We start from the raw sequence: 14,861 nt of genomic DNA on the forward strand, positions 1-14,861 counted from the left end.
GTTGGCGGACTACGTACGCATGCGGGTGATGCGGACCACGCCGGTCAAGGTACGCAGCTTCTTGATCACACGCGCCAGGTGCACACGATCATGCACGCTGACCACCAGTTGGACCACGCTGATACGGCCGTCGCGTTCGTCCATGCTGATCTTCTCGATGTTGCCGTCGGCAGCGTTCACGCTGCTGGCCAGCAGGGCGATCAGGCCGCGCTGGTGTTCAAGCTCCACACGCAGCTCGACGTTGAATTCGCCAGCGATGTCCTTGGCCCAGGAGAGCTGTACGCACTTCTCCGGGTTGTGGCGGATTTCGCTGATGTTGCGGCAGTTTTCCAGGTGCACGACCATGCCTTTGCCCGCCGACAGGTGCCCCACGATCGGGTCGCCCGGGATCGGTGTGCAGCATTTGGCGTAGCTCAGCACCAGGCCTTCGGTACCGCGGATCGCCAGCGGGCCTTCCGGCGCCGGCAGTTGTTCGCCCTCGGCCGACAGAAGGCGGCGGGCAACCACGTAGGCCATGCGGTTACCCAGGCCGATATCTTCGAGCAGGTCTTCGATCAGTTCCAGGCGGTACTCGGCGAGAATCGCCTGAATACGCTCCTGGGGAATCTTCTCCAGGCTGCTGTCGAAACCGGTCAGGACCTTGTTCAACAGGCGTTCGCCGAGGCTGATCGACTCGGAGCGGCGCTGCTGCTTGAGAGCGTGGCGAATATGTGTGCGCGCCTTGCCGGTGACCACGAAATTGAGCCAGGCCGGGTTCGGCCTTGCGCCCGGGGCGCTGACGATCTCCACCGTCGAACCGCTCTGCAGCGGCTCGGACAGCGGCGCCAGGCGGCGGTTGATACGGCAGGCGATGCAGCTGTTGCCGACGTCGGTGTGCACCGCGTAGGCGAAGTCGACGGCGGTGGAGCCTTTGGGCAGCTCCATGATCCGGCCTTTGGGCGTGAACACGTAGACCTCGTCCGGGAACAGGTCGATCTTCACGCTTTCGATGAATTCCAGCGAGTTGCCGGCGCGCTGCTGCAGTTCGAGGATACCCTTGACCCACTGACGCGCCCGGGCATGGCTGCCCTTGGGTTGCTCGTCCTCGTTGGACTTGTACAGCCAGTGCGCGGCGATGCCATTGTTGGCCATCTCTTCCATCTCGCGAGTGCGGATCTGGATTTCGATGGGCACGCCGTGCATGCCGAACAGCGTGGTGTGCAACGACTGATAGCCGTTGGCCTTGGGGATCGCGATGTAGTCCTTGAAGCGGCCGGGCAGCGGCTTGTACAGGTTGTGTACGGCGCCGAGCACGCGGTAGCAGGTGTCTACCTTGTCGACGATGATGCGGAAGGCGTACACGTCCATGATCTCGTTGAAGGCGCGGCGCTTGCCACGCATCTTCTTGTAGATGCCATAGAGGTGTTTCTGCCGGCCGCTGACCTCGCCCTCGATGCCGTCTGCGGCCAGGCAATTGGCCAGCGAGTGCTCGATCTTGGCGACGATCTCTTTACGGTTGCCGCGCGCGCTCTTCACCGCCCGGTGGATCAGTGACGAACGCATCGGGTGCATCGCCTTGAAGCCGAGATCCTCGAATTCCACGCGCACGGTATGCATGCCCAGCCTGTTGGCGATGGGGGCGTAGATTTCGAGGGTTTCCTTGGCGATGCGCCGGCGTTTTTCGCCAGACAGCACTTCAAGGGTGCGCATGTTGTGCAGGCGGTCGGCCAGCTTGACCAGGATCACGCGGATATCGCGGGCCATGGCCATGGCCATCTTCTGGAAGTTCTCGGCCTGCGCCTCGGCCTTGGTCTCGAAGTTCATCTGGGTCAGCTTGCTGACCCCATCGACCAGCTCGGCCACGGTCTCGCCAAACTGCTGGCAGAGGGCTTCCTTGGCGATGCCGGTGTCTTCGATCACGTCGTGCAGCATGGCTGCCATCAGGCTCTGATGGTCCATGTGCATGTCGGCGAGGATGCTGGCCACTGCCAGCGGGTGGGTCACGTAGGGCTCGCCGCTGCGGCGGCGCTGCCCGTCGTGTGCCTGTTCGGCGTAGAAGTAGGCGCGCCGAACCAGGTTGACCTGTTCGGGGCCCAGGTAGGTCGACAGCCGTTCGGCTAAGGCTTCTATGCCCGGCATGGTTTCACCTCTTGCCGAGGAAGAGGGCCTTGTGCCGCGCGACGTCGACAGGGCATCGATCAGACAGCCTCGTTGGACTCGTCCTCGAACGCGGCGAAGACCGGATCCTCGGTGACGATCTCTTCGGCGGCGATGAATTCATTGGTGACGATGCCTTCGGCGATTTCACGCAGGGCAACGACGGTAGGCTTGTCGTTTTCCCACGCTACACGTGGCTCTTTGCCGCCGGTAGCCAGCTGACGGGCGCGCTTGGTCGAGAGCATGACCAGCTCAAAACGGTTATCCACGTGTTCCAGGCAGTCTTCAACAGTTACGCGGGCCATGGTCTTCCTCAGTAGCAAATGCGGTAGGCGTGCAGCCCAATATGGGCAGGCGGACTCGATAGTTTAAAAAATCACCAGCCAATAGGGAAGCGCTGTTTTGTCGGGTGGTCACCTTCGAGCCCTGTGTCTGCTTCTTCGCGGGCACGCCCGCTCCCACAGGAGTGATGTATTTCCCACCAGCGCCGCGCACCCTGTGGGAGCGGGCTTGCCCGCGAAAGGGCCGGAACAGACAGCCTCAATATATGCCCCTGACGATAACCTCAGAGCATCGCATCCCGCAACCGCGGCGTCAGTTCCTCGAACAAGGTCTGCACCGAACGCAATGCCCGGCAATCCGGCCGGGTCAGCAACCACAACTGGGTGTCGCATCCGGGCAACGGCCCGCTCAGCGCATCCACCCCCGGCAAGGCATCGACCATATAGTCAGGCAACGCCGCCACGCCCAGGCCGGTGCTCACCAGCTGGGCAATGGTCGACATGCCACTGCACTGGTAACGCGGGCTCAGCCCCGGGTACTGCTGGTTGCGCCAGACCACGGTGGGGTGGTCCTGCATCGAGTCGTCCGGGGCGATCCACGGCACGCTGCTGGCCGACTCGCTCAAGCGTTCGCGCCACTGCGGCTGACCGCAAATCACATAAGAAGTGGAGCCCAGGCAACGCCCCACAAGATGCTCTGGCGGCGTATTGGTAAGGCGCAGGGCGATGTCGGCATCGCGCCGACTGAGGTTGGCGAACGTGTTGGAAGTTCCCATCTCCAGCGACAATGCCGGGTAGTTGGGCATGAACTCGGCCAGCGCGGGCAGCAACAGGCTGTGCATCACCGCCTCGGTGCAGGTCAGGCGCACGGTGCCGCTGACCACCTGCTCACCGCTGGTCATCGCAATGCGCGCAGCGTCCAGCGCCTGCTCGGCACGTTCGGCCTGCTCAGCCAAGGCCTGGGCCGTGTCGGTCGGCAGGTAGCCTTTGCGGCTTTTCACGAACAGCGCGGTGCCGAGCGCCGACTCCAGTCGGCGAATCGAGCGGAACACGGTCGAAACGTCGACCTTGAGCAGTTCGGCGGCCTTGGCCAGTGAGCGCCCGCGTTCCAGTGCCAGGACCAGGGAGAGGTCGGCGTGGGTAATCTGATATTGCATGGGTGCACGCTCTGCTTGCCGAATTGCCAATGTCTGTTGCGTCGGGGCCATTTTATAGTGAAACGGCCCCCGGGAATCAATGCGCCCGGTCGGGTAACCAATCCCCACGATGGGAAAGTGAAAAGAACAACAGCTGCAACCATCGTCGCCCGTGAGGCGCCAGCCGTATCCCTCCACATCGCCGCAGCAAATCATAGGATGTAAGCCATGACGTCGGTCACCCCGTGCGCCAGTACTTCCAGCGAGATGAATGACTTCCTTCAGGCCCATCCGGATACGCAGTACGTCGACCTGCTGATTTCCGACATGAACGGCGTGGTACGCGGCAAGCGCATCGAGCGCGCCAGCCTGCACAAGGTGTACGAGAAAGGTATCAACCTGCCAGCCTCGTTGTTCGCCCTCGACATCAATGGCTCGACCGTGGAAAGCACTGGCCTGGGCCTGGACATCGGCGACGCCGACCGCATCTGCTACCCGATTGCCGGCACGCTGTGCGACGAGCCGTGGCAGAAGCGCCCGACCGCACAGCTGCTGATGACCATGCATGAACTGGACGGCGAGCCGTTCTTCGCCGACCCGCGCGAAGTGCTGCGCCAGGTGGTGAGCAAGTTCGACGCCATGGGCCTGGATATCTGCGCCGCGTTCGAGCTGGAGTTCTACCTGATCGATCAGGACAACCTCAACGGCCGCCCGCAACCGCCACGCTCGCCAATCTCGGGCAAGCGCCCGCAGTCGACCCAGGTGTACCTGATCGACGACCTCGACGAATACGCCGACTGCCTGCAGGACATGCTCGAAGCGGCGAAGGAGCAGGGCCTGCCGGCCGATGCCATCGTCAAGGAAAGCGCCCCCGCGCAGTTCGAAGTCAACCTGCACCACGTCGCCGACCCGCTGAAGGCCTGCGACTACGCGATCCTGCTCAAGCGCCTGATCAAGAACGTCGCCTACGACCATGAGATGGACACCACGTTCATGGCCAAGCCCTACCCGGGGCAGGCGGGCAACGGCCTGCACGTGCACATCTCGCTGCTGGACAAGAAGACCGGCAAGAACATCTTCGCCCATGAAGACCCGCTGCAAAGCGACGCCTTGCGCCACGCCGTTGGCGGTGTGCTGGAGACCATGCCGGCGTCGATGGCCTTCCTGTGCCCGAACATCAATTCCTACCGCCGCTTCGGTGCGCAGTTCTACGTGCCGAACGCGCCGAGCTGGGGCGTGGACAACCGCACTGTAGCCGTGCGCGTACCGACCGACAGCAGCGAAAACGTGCGCATCGAGCACCGCGTGGCCGGTGCCGATGCCAACCCGTACCTGATGCTGGCAGCGATCCTGGCCGGCATCCACCACGGATTGACCAGCAAGATCGAGCCGGGTGCACCGATCGAAGGCAACTCCTACGAGCAGCTGGAGCAAAGCCTGCCTAACAACCTGCGCGACGCCCTGCGCGCGCTGGATGACAGCGAAGTCCTCAACCAATACATCAGCCCGGACTACATCGATATCTTCGTGGCCTGCAAGGAAAGTGAGCTGGCCGAGTTCGAAGTTTCGATTTCCGACCTCGAGTACAACTGGTACCTGCACACGGTGTAAGCCCATGAGCGCAATTGCGGTCCCCTTGATCGGCATCAGCGCCTGCCGCCAGCAGGTGGGGAAGAACTCGTCGCACACGGTGGGCGACAAGTATGTGGAGGCCGCCGGCTTCGCCGGATTGCCACTGATCCTGCCGGCCCGCGACGGCGGCAGCGACACGCAGGCGCTGCTGGCCCAGCTTGATGGCATTGTTTTTACCGGCTCGCCTTCAAATATCGAGCCGCATCATTACAATGGCGCCGCCAGCGCCGATGGCACCCGCCACGACCTTGCCCGTGACCGGCTGACCTTGCCGCTGCTGCAGGCGGCGATTGACGCTGGCGTGCCGGTGTTCTGTATTTGCCGCGGTTTCCAGGAGCTGAACGTGGCCCTGGGCGGCAGCCTTCACCAGCGTGTGCAGGAACTGCCTGGCTACATGGATCATCGTGAACCCGAAGATGCACCCCTGGAGGTGCAATATGGCCCTCGTCATCCTGTCAGCATTGCGCCTGGCGGGTTGTTCGAGCGCCTGGGCCTGGCTGCGCAGTTCGAGGTCAACTCGTTGCACAGTCAGGGCATCGACCGCCTGGCTCCTGGCCTGCGGATCGAGGCACGGGCCCCCGATGGCCTGATCGAAGCGGTGTCGATGCCTGACGCGCCGGGCTTCGTGCTTGGTGTGCAGTGGCACCCGGAATGGCGTTTCGCCGAAAACCCGGTCTCAAGGCGCCTTTTCCAGGCGTTCCGCGAGGCCTGCATTGCCCATGCTGCACGAGAGGCCTGACAGCACGTCAGGCAAAGTCCGGGATGACTCACCCCCGTCAGCGCGCTTTCAATGAGTGGAAGCAGGCCTTGGGAACAGGGCCTGTGAAAACAATTCCAATAGTTACGGCAAAAACTCATGAGCAATTACACAGAAGCCGGCCGCGCACCCGATGTGGCCGACTCGGGCAGCACTCAGCGCAGCAAAGGCCTGGCCAAGGGCCGTCTTGGCCTGCTGGCCAGCGTGGTGCTGGGCATTTCCACCATCGCCCCGGTCTACACCCTGACCGGCGCCCTTGGCCCGACCGTACGTGAGGTCGGTGCTCATCTTCCCGCCGTGTTCATCGTCGGTTTCCTGCCGATGCTGCTGGTTGCCCTGGGCTATCGCGAGCTGAACTCGGCCGAGCCGGACAGCGGCACGTCGTTTACCTGGTCGGCCCGCGCATTTGGCCCGATGATCGGCTGGATCGGTGGCTGGGGGCTGGTTGTGGCCACGACCATCGTGTTGTCCAACCTGGCGGGCGTTGCCGTCGACTTCTTCTATCTGTTTCTTGGCCAGATCACCGGCCACCATGAGCTGGCGGCGCTGGCTGACAACCTGCTGATCAACATCACCACCTGTTGCGTGTTCATCGCCATGGCGGTGTGGATCTGCTGCCGCGGCATGGCCACCACCATGACCGTGCAGTACGGGCTGGTGGCGCTGCAGCTGATGGTACTGCTCGGGTTTGCCTTCGCGGCCTTCGGCGGCACCACCGCGCCGCCGCCGTTGGCGTTCGATTTCGCCTGGTTCAACCCGTTCGGCGTCGAATCGTTCTCGGCCTTTGCCGCCGGGCTGTCACTGTCGATCTTCATTTTCTGGGGCTGGGACGTGTGCCTGACCGTCAGCGAAGAGTCGATTGGCAGCGATGAAGTGCCAGGCAAGGCGGCCACCTGGACCGTACTGCTGATCCTCGGCCTGTACCTGGTTACCGCCATCGCCACCCTGCAGTTTGCCGGCATCAGCGAGCAAGGCCTGGGCCTGAACAACCCGCGCATCCAGGAAAACGTGTTCGCTCACCTGGCCGGGCCGGTGATGGGGCCGCTGGCGATCCTGATGTCGATTGCGGTGCTGGCCAGCACTGCCGCGTCGTTGCAGTCGACCTTCGTGTCGCCGGCGCGCACGCTGTTGGCCATGGGTTACTACGGCGCGGTGCCGCAGAAGTTCGCCAGCGTCTGCCCGCGTTCGCAGACCCCGCGCTACGCGACCATCTGCGCAGGCGTGGCGGCAGGGCTGTTCTACGTGACCATGCGTACCCTGAGCGAGAACGTGCTGGCTGACACCATCACCGCGCTGGGCATGATGATCTGCTTCTACTATTCGCTGACGGCGTTCGCCTGCGTCTGGTACTTCCGTGACAGCCTGTTCGGCAGCCTGCGCCACTTCTTCATGCGCGGCCTGTGCCCGCTGGTGGGTGGGGTGATCCTGTCGGTGATCTTCGTGCGCACGGCCATCGACAGCGCCTCGCCGGACTTCGGCAGCGGTTCGCACGTGGGAGGGCTGGGCCTGGTGTTCGTGATTGCGGCGATCATCTCGGCACTGGGGATTGTGCTGATGATGATTTCGCGGATGCGTGCGCCGGCTTACTTCCTTGGGGCGACCTTGCGTCAGCAGGCTACCCTGCCACTGCAGGAATAATGTTGGGGGCGCTTTGCGCCCCTTTCGCGACACAAGGCCGCTCCTACAAGAGGCCGCGTCAATATGGACTGATGCGATCTCCTGTAGGAGCGGCCTTGTGTCGCGAAAGGGCTGCAAAGCAGCCCCCTTGGCCTATCAGGCGAGCAGTTCTTTCAGCAGTTTGCTGTAGCGCTGCTGCTGTTTCTTCAGCAACAACCGGTTAGCCACGAACACCGCCTTCAACTCCTCCAGGGCCACGCCGAAGTCGTCATTGATGATGACGTACTCGTACTCGTCGTAGTGCACCATCTCGCTGACCGCTTCTTTCATGCGCCCGGCGATGATCGCCTCGCTGTCCTGGCCACGGCCGTCCAGACGCTCGCGCAAGGCCTGCTGGCTCGGCGGCAGGATGAACACCGAGCGTGCCTCTGGCATCAGCTTGCGCACTTGCTGTGCGCCTTGCCAGTCGATCTCAAGGATCAGGTCGTTGCCCCGGTCCAGCACCTCTTGCAGCGCGCTGCGCGAAGTCCCGTAGAAATTGCCGAACACTTCGGCGTGCTCGAGAAAGTCACCCTTGGCGATCAGCCCCTTGAAATCGTCATGGCTGACGAAGTGGTAGTTCACGCCGTGCTGCTCGCCCGGGCGCATGGCGCGGGTGGTGTGCGAGACCGAGACGCTGACGCGCGGGTCGGCCTTGATCAGGGCGGTGACCAGGCTGGTCTTGCCGGCGCCGGAGGGGGCCGAAACGATATAGAGGGTGCCGCTGCTTTGATTCATGGTCGGGGTGGCCTTACTCGATGTTCTGTACTTGTTCACGCATCTGTTCGATCAGCACCTTGAGGTTGACCGCCGCTTGCGTGCTGCGTGGGTCGAAGGCCTTGGAGCCCAGGGTGTTGGCTTCGCGGTTCAGTTCCTGCATCAGGAAATCCAGGCGCCGACCGGCGGCACCGCCGGACTTGAGCACACGGCGCACTTCGTTGACGTGGGTGCTGAGGCGGTCGAGCTCTTCGGCAACGTCGCTTTTCTGCGCCAACAGCACCATCTCCTGCTCCAGGCGCTGCGGGTCGAGCTCGGCCTTGAGATCGCCAAAGCGGTCGATGATCTTCTGCCGCTGGGCAGCGAGCATCTGCGGCACCAGGGCGCGCAGGGTGGTGACCTCTGTGGTCATGTTATCCAAGCGCTCATTGATCAGCCGGGCCAGCTCCTGGCCTTCACGCAGGCGACCGGCCTTGAGCTCGGCCAGGGCTTCGTCGAACAGCGCCACGGCTTCAGCGTTCAGGGCCTGGGGGTCAGTGGCATCGGCCACCAGCACGCCCGGCCAGGACAGCACTTCCAGCGGGTTGAGCGCGGCTGGCTGCTTGATCAGGCCGGCCACCTCTTCGGCGGCGGCAACCAGCTGTGCGGCGCGCTCGCGGTCGACCTTGAGCGGCTTGCCGTTGCTGTCTTCGTGCAGGCGCAGGGTGCATTCGACCTTGCCCCGCGACAGCCCCTGGCGCAGGCCTTCGCGCACCGCGCCTTCGAGGTCGCGCAGGGCGTCTGGCAGGCGCAGGTGGGGTTCAAGGTAACGGTGGTTGACCGAGCGCAATTCCCAGACCAGGGTGCCTTGGCTGCCTGCGCGCTCGACACGAGCAAAAGCGGTCATGCTGTGCACCATGGGAAGTACCTCGCGTAAAAGGATTGAAGGCGGGGGATTGTAGCGCAGTGCGCACGTGGCGCCCAATCTGCCCATGTTACAGAGCGCGTGCCGGTGAGTGGGAAAAGGCGACAGGCTGCCGGGAGCGCGACAATAGGCATGTCCTCTGCGGGCGACGGGCTCTATAATGGCGGGCAGATTCAAAGTCCCAGTACAGGTATCCCAGATGAAACGTCCAAGTGGTCGCGCCGCCGATCAGCTCCGCTCGATCCGCATCACCCGCAACTACACCAAGCACGCCGAAGGGTCGGTACTGGTCGAGTTCGGTGACACCAAGGTCATCTGCACGGTCAGCGTCGAAAACGGCGTGCCGCGCTTCCTCAAAGGCCAGGGCCAAGGCTGGCTGACTGCCGAATACGGCATGCTGCCGCGCTCCACCGGCGAGCGTAACCAGCGCGAAGCCAGCCGCGGCAAGCAGGGTGGCCGCACCCTGGAAATCCAGCGCCTGATCGGCCGTTCGCTGCGCGCCGCGCTGGACATGAGCAAGCTCGGTGACATCACCCTGTACATCGACTGCGACGTGATCCAGGCCGATGGCGGCACCCGTACCGCTTCGATCACTGGCGCCATGGTCGCCCTGTGCGACGCCCTGGCGGTGATCAAGAAGCGCGGTGGGCTGAAGGCCGGCAACCCGCTCAAGCACATGATCGCAGCCGTGTCGGTGGGTATGTACCAGGGCGAAGCGGTACTCGACCTGGATTACCTGGAAGACTCCGCTGCGGAAACCGACCTCAATGTGGTCATGACCAGCGCCGGTGGTTTCATCGAAGTGCAGGGCACCGCCGAAGGTGCGCCGTTCCAGCCTGAAGACTTCAACGCCATGTTGGCGCTGGCGCAAAAGGGCATGAGCGAGATCTTCGAATTGCAGAACGCCGCTCTGGCCGACTGATAGATAGATAGCAATTAGGGCCGCTTTGCGGCCCTTTCGCGACACAAGGCCGCTCCTACAGGTAATCGCATTGGCCCATATGGATGCGATCTCTTGTAGGAGCGGCCTTGTGTCGCGAAAGGGGCGCGACGCGGCCCCAATGCTTTTAGATGGTCAACGTCCAGTCATAGTCGACGATCAACGGCGCATGCTGGGAGAAGCGCGGCTGACGCGGCAGGCGGGCATTGCGCACGAAGCGGCGCAGGCCCGGGGTAAGGATCTGGTAGTCGAACCGGTAGCCCAGGTTGAGCATCTCGGCCTGTTCGTTGTCCGGCCACCAGCTGTACTGGTCACCTTCACGGCTGACTTCGCGCAGGGCATCGACATAGCCCATGTCGCCGGTAATCGCGTCCATCCACGCCCGCTCTGGTGGCAGGAAGCCCGGCGACTGCTGGCTGTCACGCCAGTTCTTGATGTCGAGCTTCTGCTGTGCCACGTAGAACGAGCCGCAGTAGATGTATTCGCGACGCTTGCGACGCTGCTTGTCCAGGTACTTGGCGAAGTCGTCCATCAACTTGAACTTCTGGTTCAAGTCTTCGTCGCCGTTCATGCCCGAAGGCAGCAGCAGGCTGGCAATACTGACTTTGTCGAAATCTGCTTGCAGATAACGCCCGTAGCGGTCGGCTGTCTCGAAACCCAGGCCGGTGATGACTGCCTTGGGCTGCATGCGCGAGTACAGTGCCACGCCACCGTGGGCGGGTACCTCCGCGTCGCAGGCATAAAGGAAATAGCCATCGAGCTGGAAAGCTGGGTCGTCGAGTTCAAAGGCCGAGGCGCGGGTATCCTGAAGGCAGATGACGTCGGCATTCTGGGCTTGCAGCCAGCTGAGCAATCCACGCTCGGCCGCAGCCTGAATGCCATTAACGTTCACACTGATGATCCGCATAAATGGCCCCAAAAATCTCGTGCGTGTATGATACCCGAGCTCAACCCATTTAGCTAAATCCGTGGTGTCCGGGACCTTACATGCAGCCGTATCAGCGCGACTTCATCCGTTTTGCCATCGATCGCGGCGTGCTGCGCTTCGGTGAATTCACCCTGAAATCGGGGCGTACCAGCCCGTATTTCTTCAATGCCGGCCTGTTCAACACCGGTTCCGCCCTGGCGCAACTGGGCCGTTGCTACGCGGCAGCCATCGTCGACAGCAAGATCCCGTTCGACGTGCTGTTCGGCCCAGCCTACAAGGGTATCCCGCTGGCAGCTGCGACTGCCGTGGCCCTGGCCGAGCAGCATCAGCTCGACGTGCCTTGGTGCTTCAACCGCAAGGAAGCCAAGGATCACGGCGAAGGCGGTAGCCTGGTTGGCGCGCCGCTGGCCGGTGACGTGCTGATCATCGACGATGTGATCACTGCCGGTACCGCGATCCGTGAGGTCATGCAGATCATCAACGCCCAGCAGGCCAAGGCCGCTGGCGTGCTGATCGCGCTGAACCGCGAAGAGCGCGGCAATGGCGAACTGTCGGCGATTCAGGAAGTGGAGCGCGATTTCGGTATCCCGGTGGTCAGCATCGTTTCGTTGACCCAGGTGCTGGAATTCCTGGCGGACGACCCGCAGCTCAAGCAGCATCTTCCGGCTGTGGAAGCCTATCGGGCGCAATACGGGATCTGATCCTGGCCCGGTAACGAAAAAGGCGACCTTCGGTGAAGGTCGCCTTTTTTGTGTTGCCTGTCCCGGCCCTTTCGCGGGCAAGCCCGCTCCCACAGGTTGAGCACCGCCCTCAAGGCTGGTGTTGAATCTGTGGGAGCGGGCTTGCCCGCGAAGAGGCCGGTGCAGGTTATACGTGACGCTTGCGATTGCTGATCAGGGTGCCGACGCCGCTGTCGGTGAAGATCTCCAGCAGTACCGCATTCGGCACACGGCCATCGATGATGTGCGAGGTCGTCACGCCGCCCTGGACCGCATCCAGCGCGCACTTGATCTTCGGCAGCATACCGCCGTAGATGGTGCCGTCGGCGATCAGTTCATTGACCTGCTCGGTGGTCAGGCCGGTCAGGACCTGGCCCTGCTTGTCCATCAGGCCGGCGATGTTGGTCAGCAGCATCAGCTTTTCAGCCTTCAGCGCTTCGGCAACCTTGCCGGCCACCAGGTCGGCATTGATGTTGTACGACTCTCCGTTGGTGCCCACGCCGATCGGCGCGATCACCGGGATGAAGTCGCCTTTCACCAGCATGTTGAGCAGGTCGGTGTTGACGCTGACCACCTCGCCGACGTGACCGATGTCGATGATTTCCGGCTGGGTCATCTCAGGGGTCTGGCGGGACACGGTGAGCTTCTTCGCACGAATCAGCTCGGCGTCCTTGCCGGTCAGGCCGATGGCGCTACCGCCATGGCGGTTGATCAGGTTGACGATGTCTTTGTTGACCTGGCCGCCCAAGACCATCTCCACCACGTCCATGGTCGCGGCGTCGGTGACGCGCATGCCATCGATGAAGTGGCTTTCGATCGACAGGCGCTTGAGCAGGTCGCCGATCTGCGGGCCGCCACCGTGCACGACCACCGGGTTGATGCCCACGGCCTTCATCAGCACGATGTCACGGGCAAAGCCGGTCTTGAGCTCTTCGCTCTCCATCGCGTTGCCGCCGTACTTGATCACCAGGGTCTTGCCGACAAAGCGGCGGATGTAAGGCAGTGCTTCGGACAAAACCTCGGCTACATGGGAAGCGGCATCGCGATCGAGGGTCATGCAGGGCTCCTGTAAGGAACAGATAGTCGGTCAGAACGGCAGTTGCAGCTCAGGGGCAACCCGCAGCAACTGGGCGCGGAAAACATCCTTGATACGTTGCAACTCGGCGGCGCTTTCGGCCTCGAAGCGCAGCACCAGCACCGGTGTGGTGTTGGAAGCGCGGACCAGGCCCCAGCCTTTCGGGTAGTCCACCCGCACACCGTCGATGGTGGTCAGGTTGGCCTCGCCCCAGTCGGCGTCGCGTTGCAGTGCATCAATGATGCTGAATTTACCCTCGTCGGTCACATCAATATTGATTTCCGGCGTGGAAATATCGTTCGGGAAGCCGGCGAACAGGTCTTCGGCGTTCTGCGCGGCCTTGCTGAGGATCTCCAGCAGGCGTGCGGCACTGTAGATGCCGTCGTCGAAACCGTACCAGCGCTCCTTGATGAAGATGTGCCCGCTCATCTCGCCGGCCAGCAGCGAGCCGGTCTGCTTCATCTTCTTCTTGATCAGCGAGTGGCCGGTCTTCCACATCAGGGCACGGCCACCGTGCTGTTCGATCAGTGGGGTCAGGCGGCGGGTGCACTTGACGTCGAAGATGATCTCGGCGCCCGGGTTGCGCTCCAGTACGTCCTGGGCGAACAGCATCAGCAGGCGGTCGGGGTAGACGATGCTGCCGGTGTTGGTCACCACGCCAACGCGGTCACCGTCGCCGTCGAAGGCCAGGCCGATATCGGCACCGGTTTCCTTGACCTTGGTGATCAGGTCTTCGAGGTTCTCCGGCTTGCCTGGGTCCGGGTGGTGGTTGGGGAAGTTGCCGTCCACCTCGCAGAACAGCGGGATGACTTCGCAGCCAAGGGCCTCGATCAGCTGCGGCGCGATCACGCCAGCAGCGCCGTTGCCGCAATCCACCACGACCTTGAGCTTCTTCGCCAACTTCACGTCAGCGACGATCTGCTGGTAGTAGCGGTCGAGGATCTCGACCTTTTGCACACTGCCTTCGCCGCGTGGCACATCGTTGGTCTTCAGACGGGTCAGCAAGGCCTGGATCTGCTCGTTGGCCAGGGTATCGCCAGCGATGACGATCTTGAAGCCGTTATAGTCCGACGGGTTGTGGCTGCCGGTGAGCATCACGCCCGACTTGCCGGCCAGAACGTTGGCCGCGTAGTACAATGCCGGAGTTGGTACCAGGCCGACGTCGCTGACCTGGCAGCCGGCATCGACCAGGCCTTTGATCAGTTGCTCGACCAGCATCGGGCCGGACAAGCGACCATCGCGGCCGACGGAAATCTGCGGTTCGCCCTCTGCGATGGTCTGCGCGCCGATGGCGCGGCCGATCCAGTAGGCGGTTTCGGCGTGCAGGGTCTTGCCGACCACGCCGCGGATGTCATAGGCGCGGAAGATGCTTTCCGGCAGTGCCGGGACCAGGTGGGCCATGTCGTTCATCTCGGGAAACTCCGTTAGTCAAAGGCTTTTCTGGGCAGGCGCAAACTGAACGCTTGGACGGTGGAATCGCCAGAGAGTTCGCCATCCTTGGCCTGAACGGTCGTTGGCTGGCTCAGTGGCTACCGGAATGGCCAAAGCCGCCGGTACCACGCTGGCTCTCGTCGAAGTGCTCGACGATGTCGAAATGCGCTTGTACCACAGGAACCAGGACAAGTTGTGCGATGCGCTCGCCGACGGCGATGGTGAACGGTGTGTTGCCACGGTTCCAGCACGACACCATCAGTTCGCCCTGGTAGTCCGAGTCGATCAGGCCGACCAGGTTGCCGAGCACGATGCCGTGTTTGTGGCCCAGGCCAGAGCGCGGCAGGATCATGGCCGCCAGGCCCGGGTCGCCGATGTAGATCGACAGGCCGGTGGGGATCAGCAGGGTCTGGCCCGGCTCGAGGACAGTGTCCTCTTTCAGCAGGGCGCGCAGGTCGAGGCCGGCGGAACCCGGCGTGGCGTATTGCGGCAGCGGGAATTCGCTGCCCAGGCGTGGGTCGAGGATCTTGGCTTGAAGAGCGTGCATGT

Annotated in this window: 13 protein-coding genes and 1 pseudogene; 5 read left to right on the forward strand and 9 right to left on the reverse strand. The window is 62.9% G+C overall.

What is annotated here, in order from left to right:
- Window positions 1–9: 9 nt before the first annotated feature.
- From spoT to ACIPW4_RS01070, 3 genes are all read right to left on the reverse strand, one after another.
- Window positions 10–2,118 (reverse strand): bifunctional GTP diphosphokinase/guanosine-3',5'-bis pyrophosphate 3'-pyrophosphohydrolase, encoded by a 2,109-nt coding sequence (spoT, locus tag ACIPW4_RS01060; protein WP_103448468.1) that lies wholly within the window; start codon window positions 2,116–2,118, stop codon window positions 10–12.
- Between the two features lie 59 nt (window positions 2,119–2,177).
- Window positions 2,178–2,441, reverse strand: a complete 264-nt coding sequence (gene rpoZ / locus ACIPW4_RS01065) for a DNA-directed RNA polymerase subunit omega (RefSeq protein ID WP_012312123.1) — start codon at window positions 2,439–2,441, stop codon at window positions 2,178–2,180.
- A gap of 260 nt (window positions 2,442–2,701) precedes the next feature.
- On the reverse strand, window positions 2,702–3,574 hold the full coding sequence (locus ACIPW4_RS01070) for a LysR family transcriptional regulator (protein ID WP_400654092.1): 873 nt from the start codon (window positions 3,572–3,574) through the stop codon (window positions 2,702–2,704).
- Window positions 3,575–3,781: 207 nt separating this feature from the next.
- Here ACIPW4_RS01070 and ACIPW4_RS01075 point away from each other — a divergent pair, with 207 nt between their 5' ends.
- The 3 genes from ACIPW4_RS01075 (at window position 3,782) to ACIPW4_RS01085 (ending at window position 7,580) form a co-directional block, all read left to right on the forward strand.
- Window positions 3,782–5,164 carry a glutamine synthetase family protein gene (locus ACIPW4_RS01075; protein ID WP_400654093.1) on the forward strand — a complete coding sequence of 461 codons (1,383 nt, stop codon included), beginning with the start codon at window positions 3,782–3,784 and terminating at the stop codon, window positions 5,162–5,164.
- Between the two features lie 4 nt (window positions 5,165–5,168).
- Window positions 5,169–5,924 carry a gamma-glutamyl-gamma-aminobutyrate hydrolase family protein gene (locus tag ACIPW4_RS01080; RefSeq protein WP_400654094.1) on the forward strand — a complete coding sequence of 252 codons (756 nt, stop codon included), beginning with the start codon at window positions 5,169–5,171 and terminating at the stop codon, window positions 5,922–5,924.
- A 117-nt stretch (window positions 5,925–6,041) separates the two neighbouring features.
- Window positions 6,042–7,580 carry an APC family permease gene (locus ACIPW4_RS01085; protein WP_400654095.1) on the forward strand — a complete coding sequence of 513 codons (1,539 nt, stop codon included), beginning with the start codon at window positions 6,042–6,044 and terminating at the stop codon, window positions 7,578–7,580.
- A 135-nt stretch (window positions 7,581–7,715) separates the two neighbouring features.
- Here the strand turns inward: ACIPW4_RS01085 and gmk are convergent, their stop codons facing one another.
- Window positions 7,716–8,336: a guanylate kinase gene (gene gmk / locus ACIPW4_RS01090; RefSeq protein WP_400654096.1), complete on the reverse strand. Its 621-nt coding sequence runs from the start codon at window positions 8,334–8,336 to the stop codon at window positions 7,716–7,718.
- Between the two features lie 13 nt (window positions 8,337–8,349).
- On the reverse strand, window positions 8,350–9,213 hold the full coding sequence (locus ACIPW4_RS01095) for a YicC/YloC family endoribonuclease (RefSeq protein WP_085676482.1): 864 nt from the start codon (window positions 9,211–9,213) through the stop codon (window positions 8,350–8,352).
- Window positions 9,214–9,418: 205 nt separating this feature from the next.
- On the opposite strand from ACIPW4_RS01095, the gene rph reads away from it, so the two are divergent.
- The gene (gene rph, locus ACIPW4_RS01100) at window positions 9,419–10,141 is read left to right on the forward strand and encodes a ribonuclease PH (RefSeq protein WP_103448475.1); all 723 of its coding nucleotides are present in this window, start codon (window positions 9,419–9,421) and stop codon (window positions 10,139–10,141) included.
- A 145-nt stretch (window positions 10,142–10,286) separates the two neighbouring features.
- Here the strand turns inward: rph and ACIPW4_RS01105 are convergent, their stop codons facing one another.
- The gene (locus ACIPW4_RS01105; protein ID WP_400654098.1) at window positions 10,287–11,066 is read right to left on the reverse strand and encodes a catabolite repression control protein Crc; all 780 of its coding nucleotides are present in this window, start codon (window positions 11,064–11,066) and stop codon (window positions 10,287–10,289) included.
- Between the two features lie 80 nt (window positions 11,067–11,146).
- Here ACIPW4_RS01105 and pyrE point away from each other — a divergent pair, with 80 nt between their 5' ends.
- Window positions 11,147–11,788, forward strand: coding sequence for an orotate phosphoribosyltransferase (pyrE, locus tag ACIPW4_RS01110; protein ID WP_011536401.1), 642 nt, complete (start codon window positions 11,147–11,149; stop codon window positions 11,786–11,788).
- Window positions 11,789–11,954: 166 nt separating this feature from the next.
- Here the strand turns inward: pyrE and argB are convergent, their stop codons facing one another.
- From argB to dut, 3 genes and pseudogenes are all read right to left on the reverse strand, one after another.
- A complete protein-coding gene (gene argB / locus ACIPW4_RS01115) occupies window positions 11,955–12,863 on the reverse strand; it encodes an acetylglutamate kinase (RefSeq protein WP_400654100.1) in 909 nt (302 codons plus the stop codon).
- A gap of 30 nt (window positions 12,864–12,893) precedes the next feature.
- A pseudogene (locus tag ACIPW4_RS01120) lies at window positions 12,894–14,267 on the reverse strand (phosphomannomutase/phosphoglucomutase); the annotation flags it as partial.
- A gap of 136 nt (window positions 14,268–14,403) precedes the next feature.
- The gene (dut, locus tag ACIPW4_RS01125) at window positions 14,404–14,859 is read right to left on the reverse strand and encodes a dUTP diphosphatase (protein WP_400654101.1); all 456 of its coding nucleotides are present in this window, start codon (window positions 14,857–14,859) and stop codon (window positions 14,404–14,406) included.
- Between the last annotated feature and the right edge of the window lie 2 nt (window positions 14,860–14,861).

Origin of the sequence: Pseudomonas sp. NPDC089996 (assembly GCF_044748405.1) — a bacterium.
Taxonomy (GTDB): Bacteria; Pseudomonadota; Gammaproteobacteria; order Pseudomonadales; family Pseudomonadaceae; genus Aquipseudomonas.

Coding starts and splice junctions, on each gene's coding strand:
- spoT (WP_103448468.1), bottom strand. CDS start 2,118: ATGCCGGGCATAGAAGCCTTAGCCGAACGGCTGTCGACCTACCTGGGC.
- rpoZ (WP_012312123.1), bottom strand. CDS start 2,441: ATGGCCCGCGTAACTGTTGAAGACTGCCTGGAACACGTGGATAACCGT.
- ACIPW4_RS01070 (WP_400654092.1), bottom strand. CDS start 3,574: ATGCAATATCAGATTACCCACGCCGACCTCTCCCTGGTCCTGGCACTG.
- ACIPW4_RS01075 (WP_400654093.1), top strand. CDS start 3,782: ATGACGTCGGTCACCCCGTGCGCCAGTACTTCCAGCGAGATGAATGAC.
- ACIPW4_RS01080 (WP_400654094.1), top strand. CDS start 5,169: ATGAGCGCAATTGCGGTCCCCTTGATCGGCATCAGCGCCTGCCGCCAG.
- ACIPW4_RS01085 (WP_400654095.1), top strand. CDS start 6,042: ATGAGCAATTACACAGAAGCCGGCCGCGCACCCGATGTGGCCGACTCG.
- gmk (WP_400654096.1), bottom strand. CDS start 8,336: ATGAATCAAAGCAGCGGCACCCTCTATATCGTTTCGGCCCCCTCCGGC.
- ACIPW4_RS01095 (WP_085676482.1), bottom strand. CDS start 9,213: ATGGTGCACAGCATGACCGCTTTTGCTCGTGTCGAGCGCGCAGGCAGC.
- rph (WP_103448475.1), top strand. CDS start 9,419: ATGAAACGTCCAAGTGGTCGCGCCGCCGATCAGCTCCGCTCGATCCGC.
- ACIPW4_RS01105 (WP_400654098.1), bottom strand. CDS start 11,066: ATGCGGATCATCAGTGTGAACGTTAATGGCATTCAGGCTGCGGCCGAG.
- pyrE (WP_011536401.1), top strand. CDS start 11,147: ATGCAGCCGTATCAGCGCGACTTCATCCGTTTTGCCATCGATCGCGGC.
- argB (WP_400654100.1), bottom strand. CDS start 12,863: ATGACCCTCGATCGCGATGCCGCTTCCCATGTAGCCGAGGTTTTGTCC.
- dut (WP_400654101.1), bottom strand. CDS start 14,859: ATGCACGCTCTTCAAGCCAAGATCCTCGACCCACGCCTGGGCAGCGAA.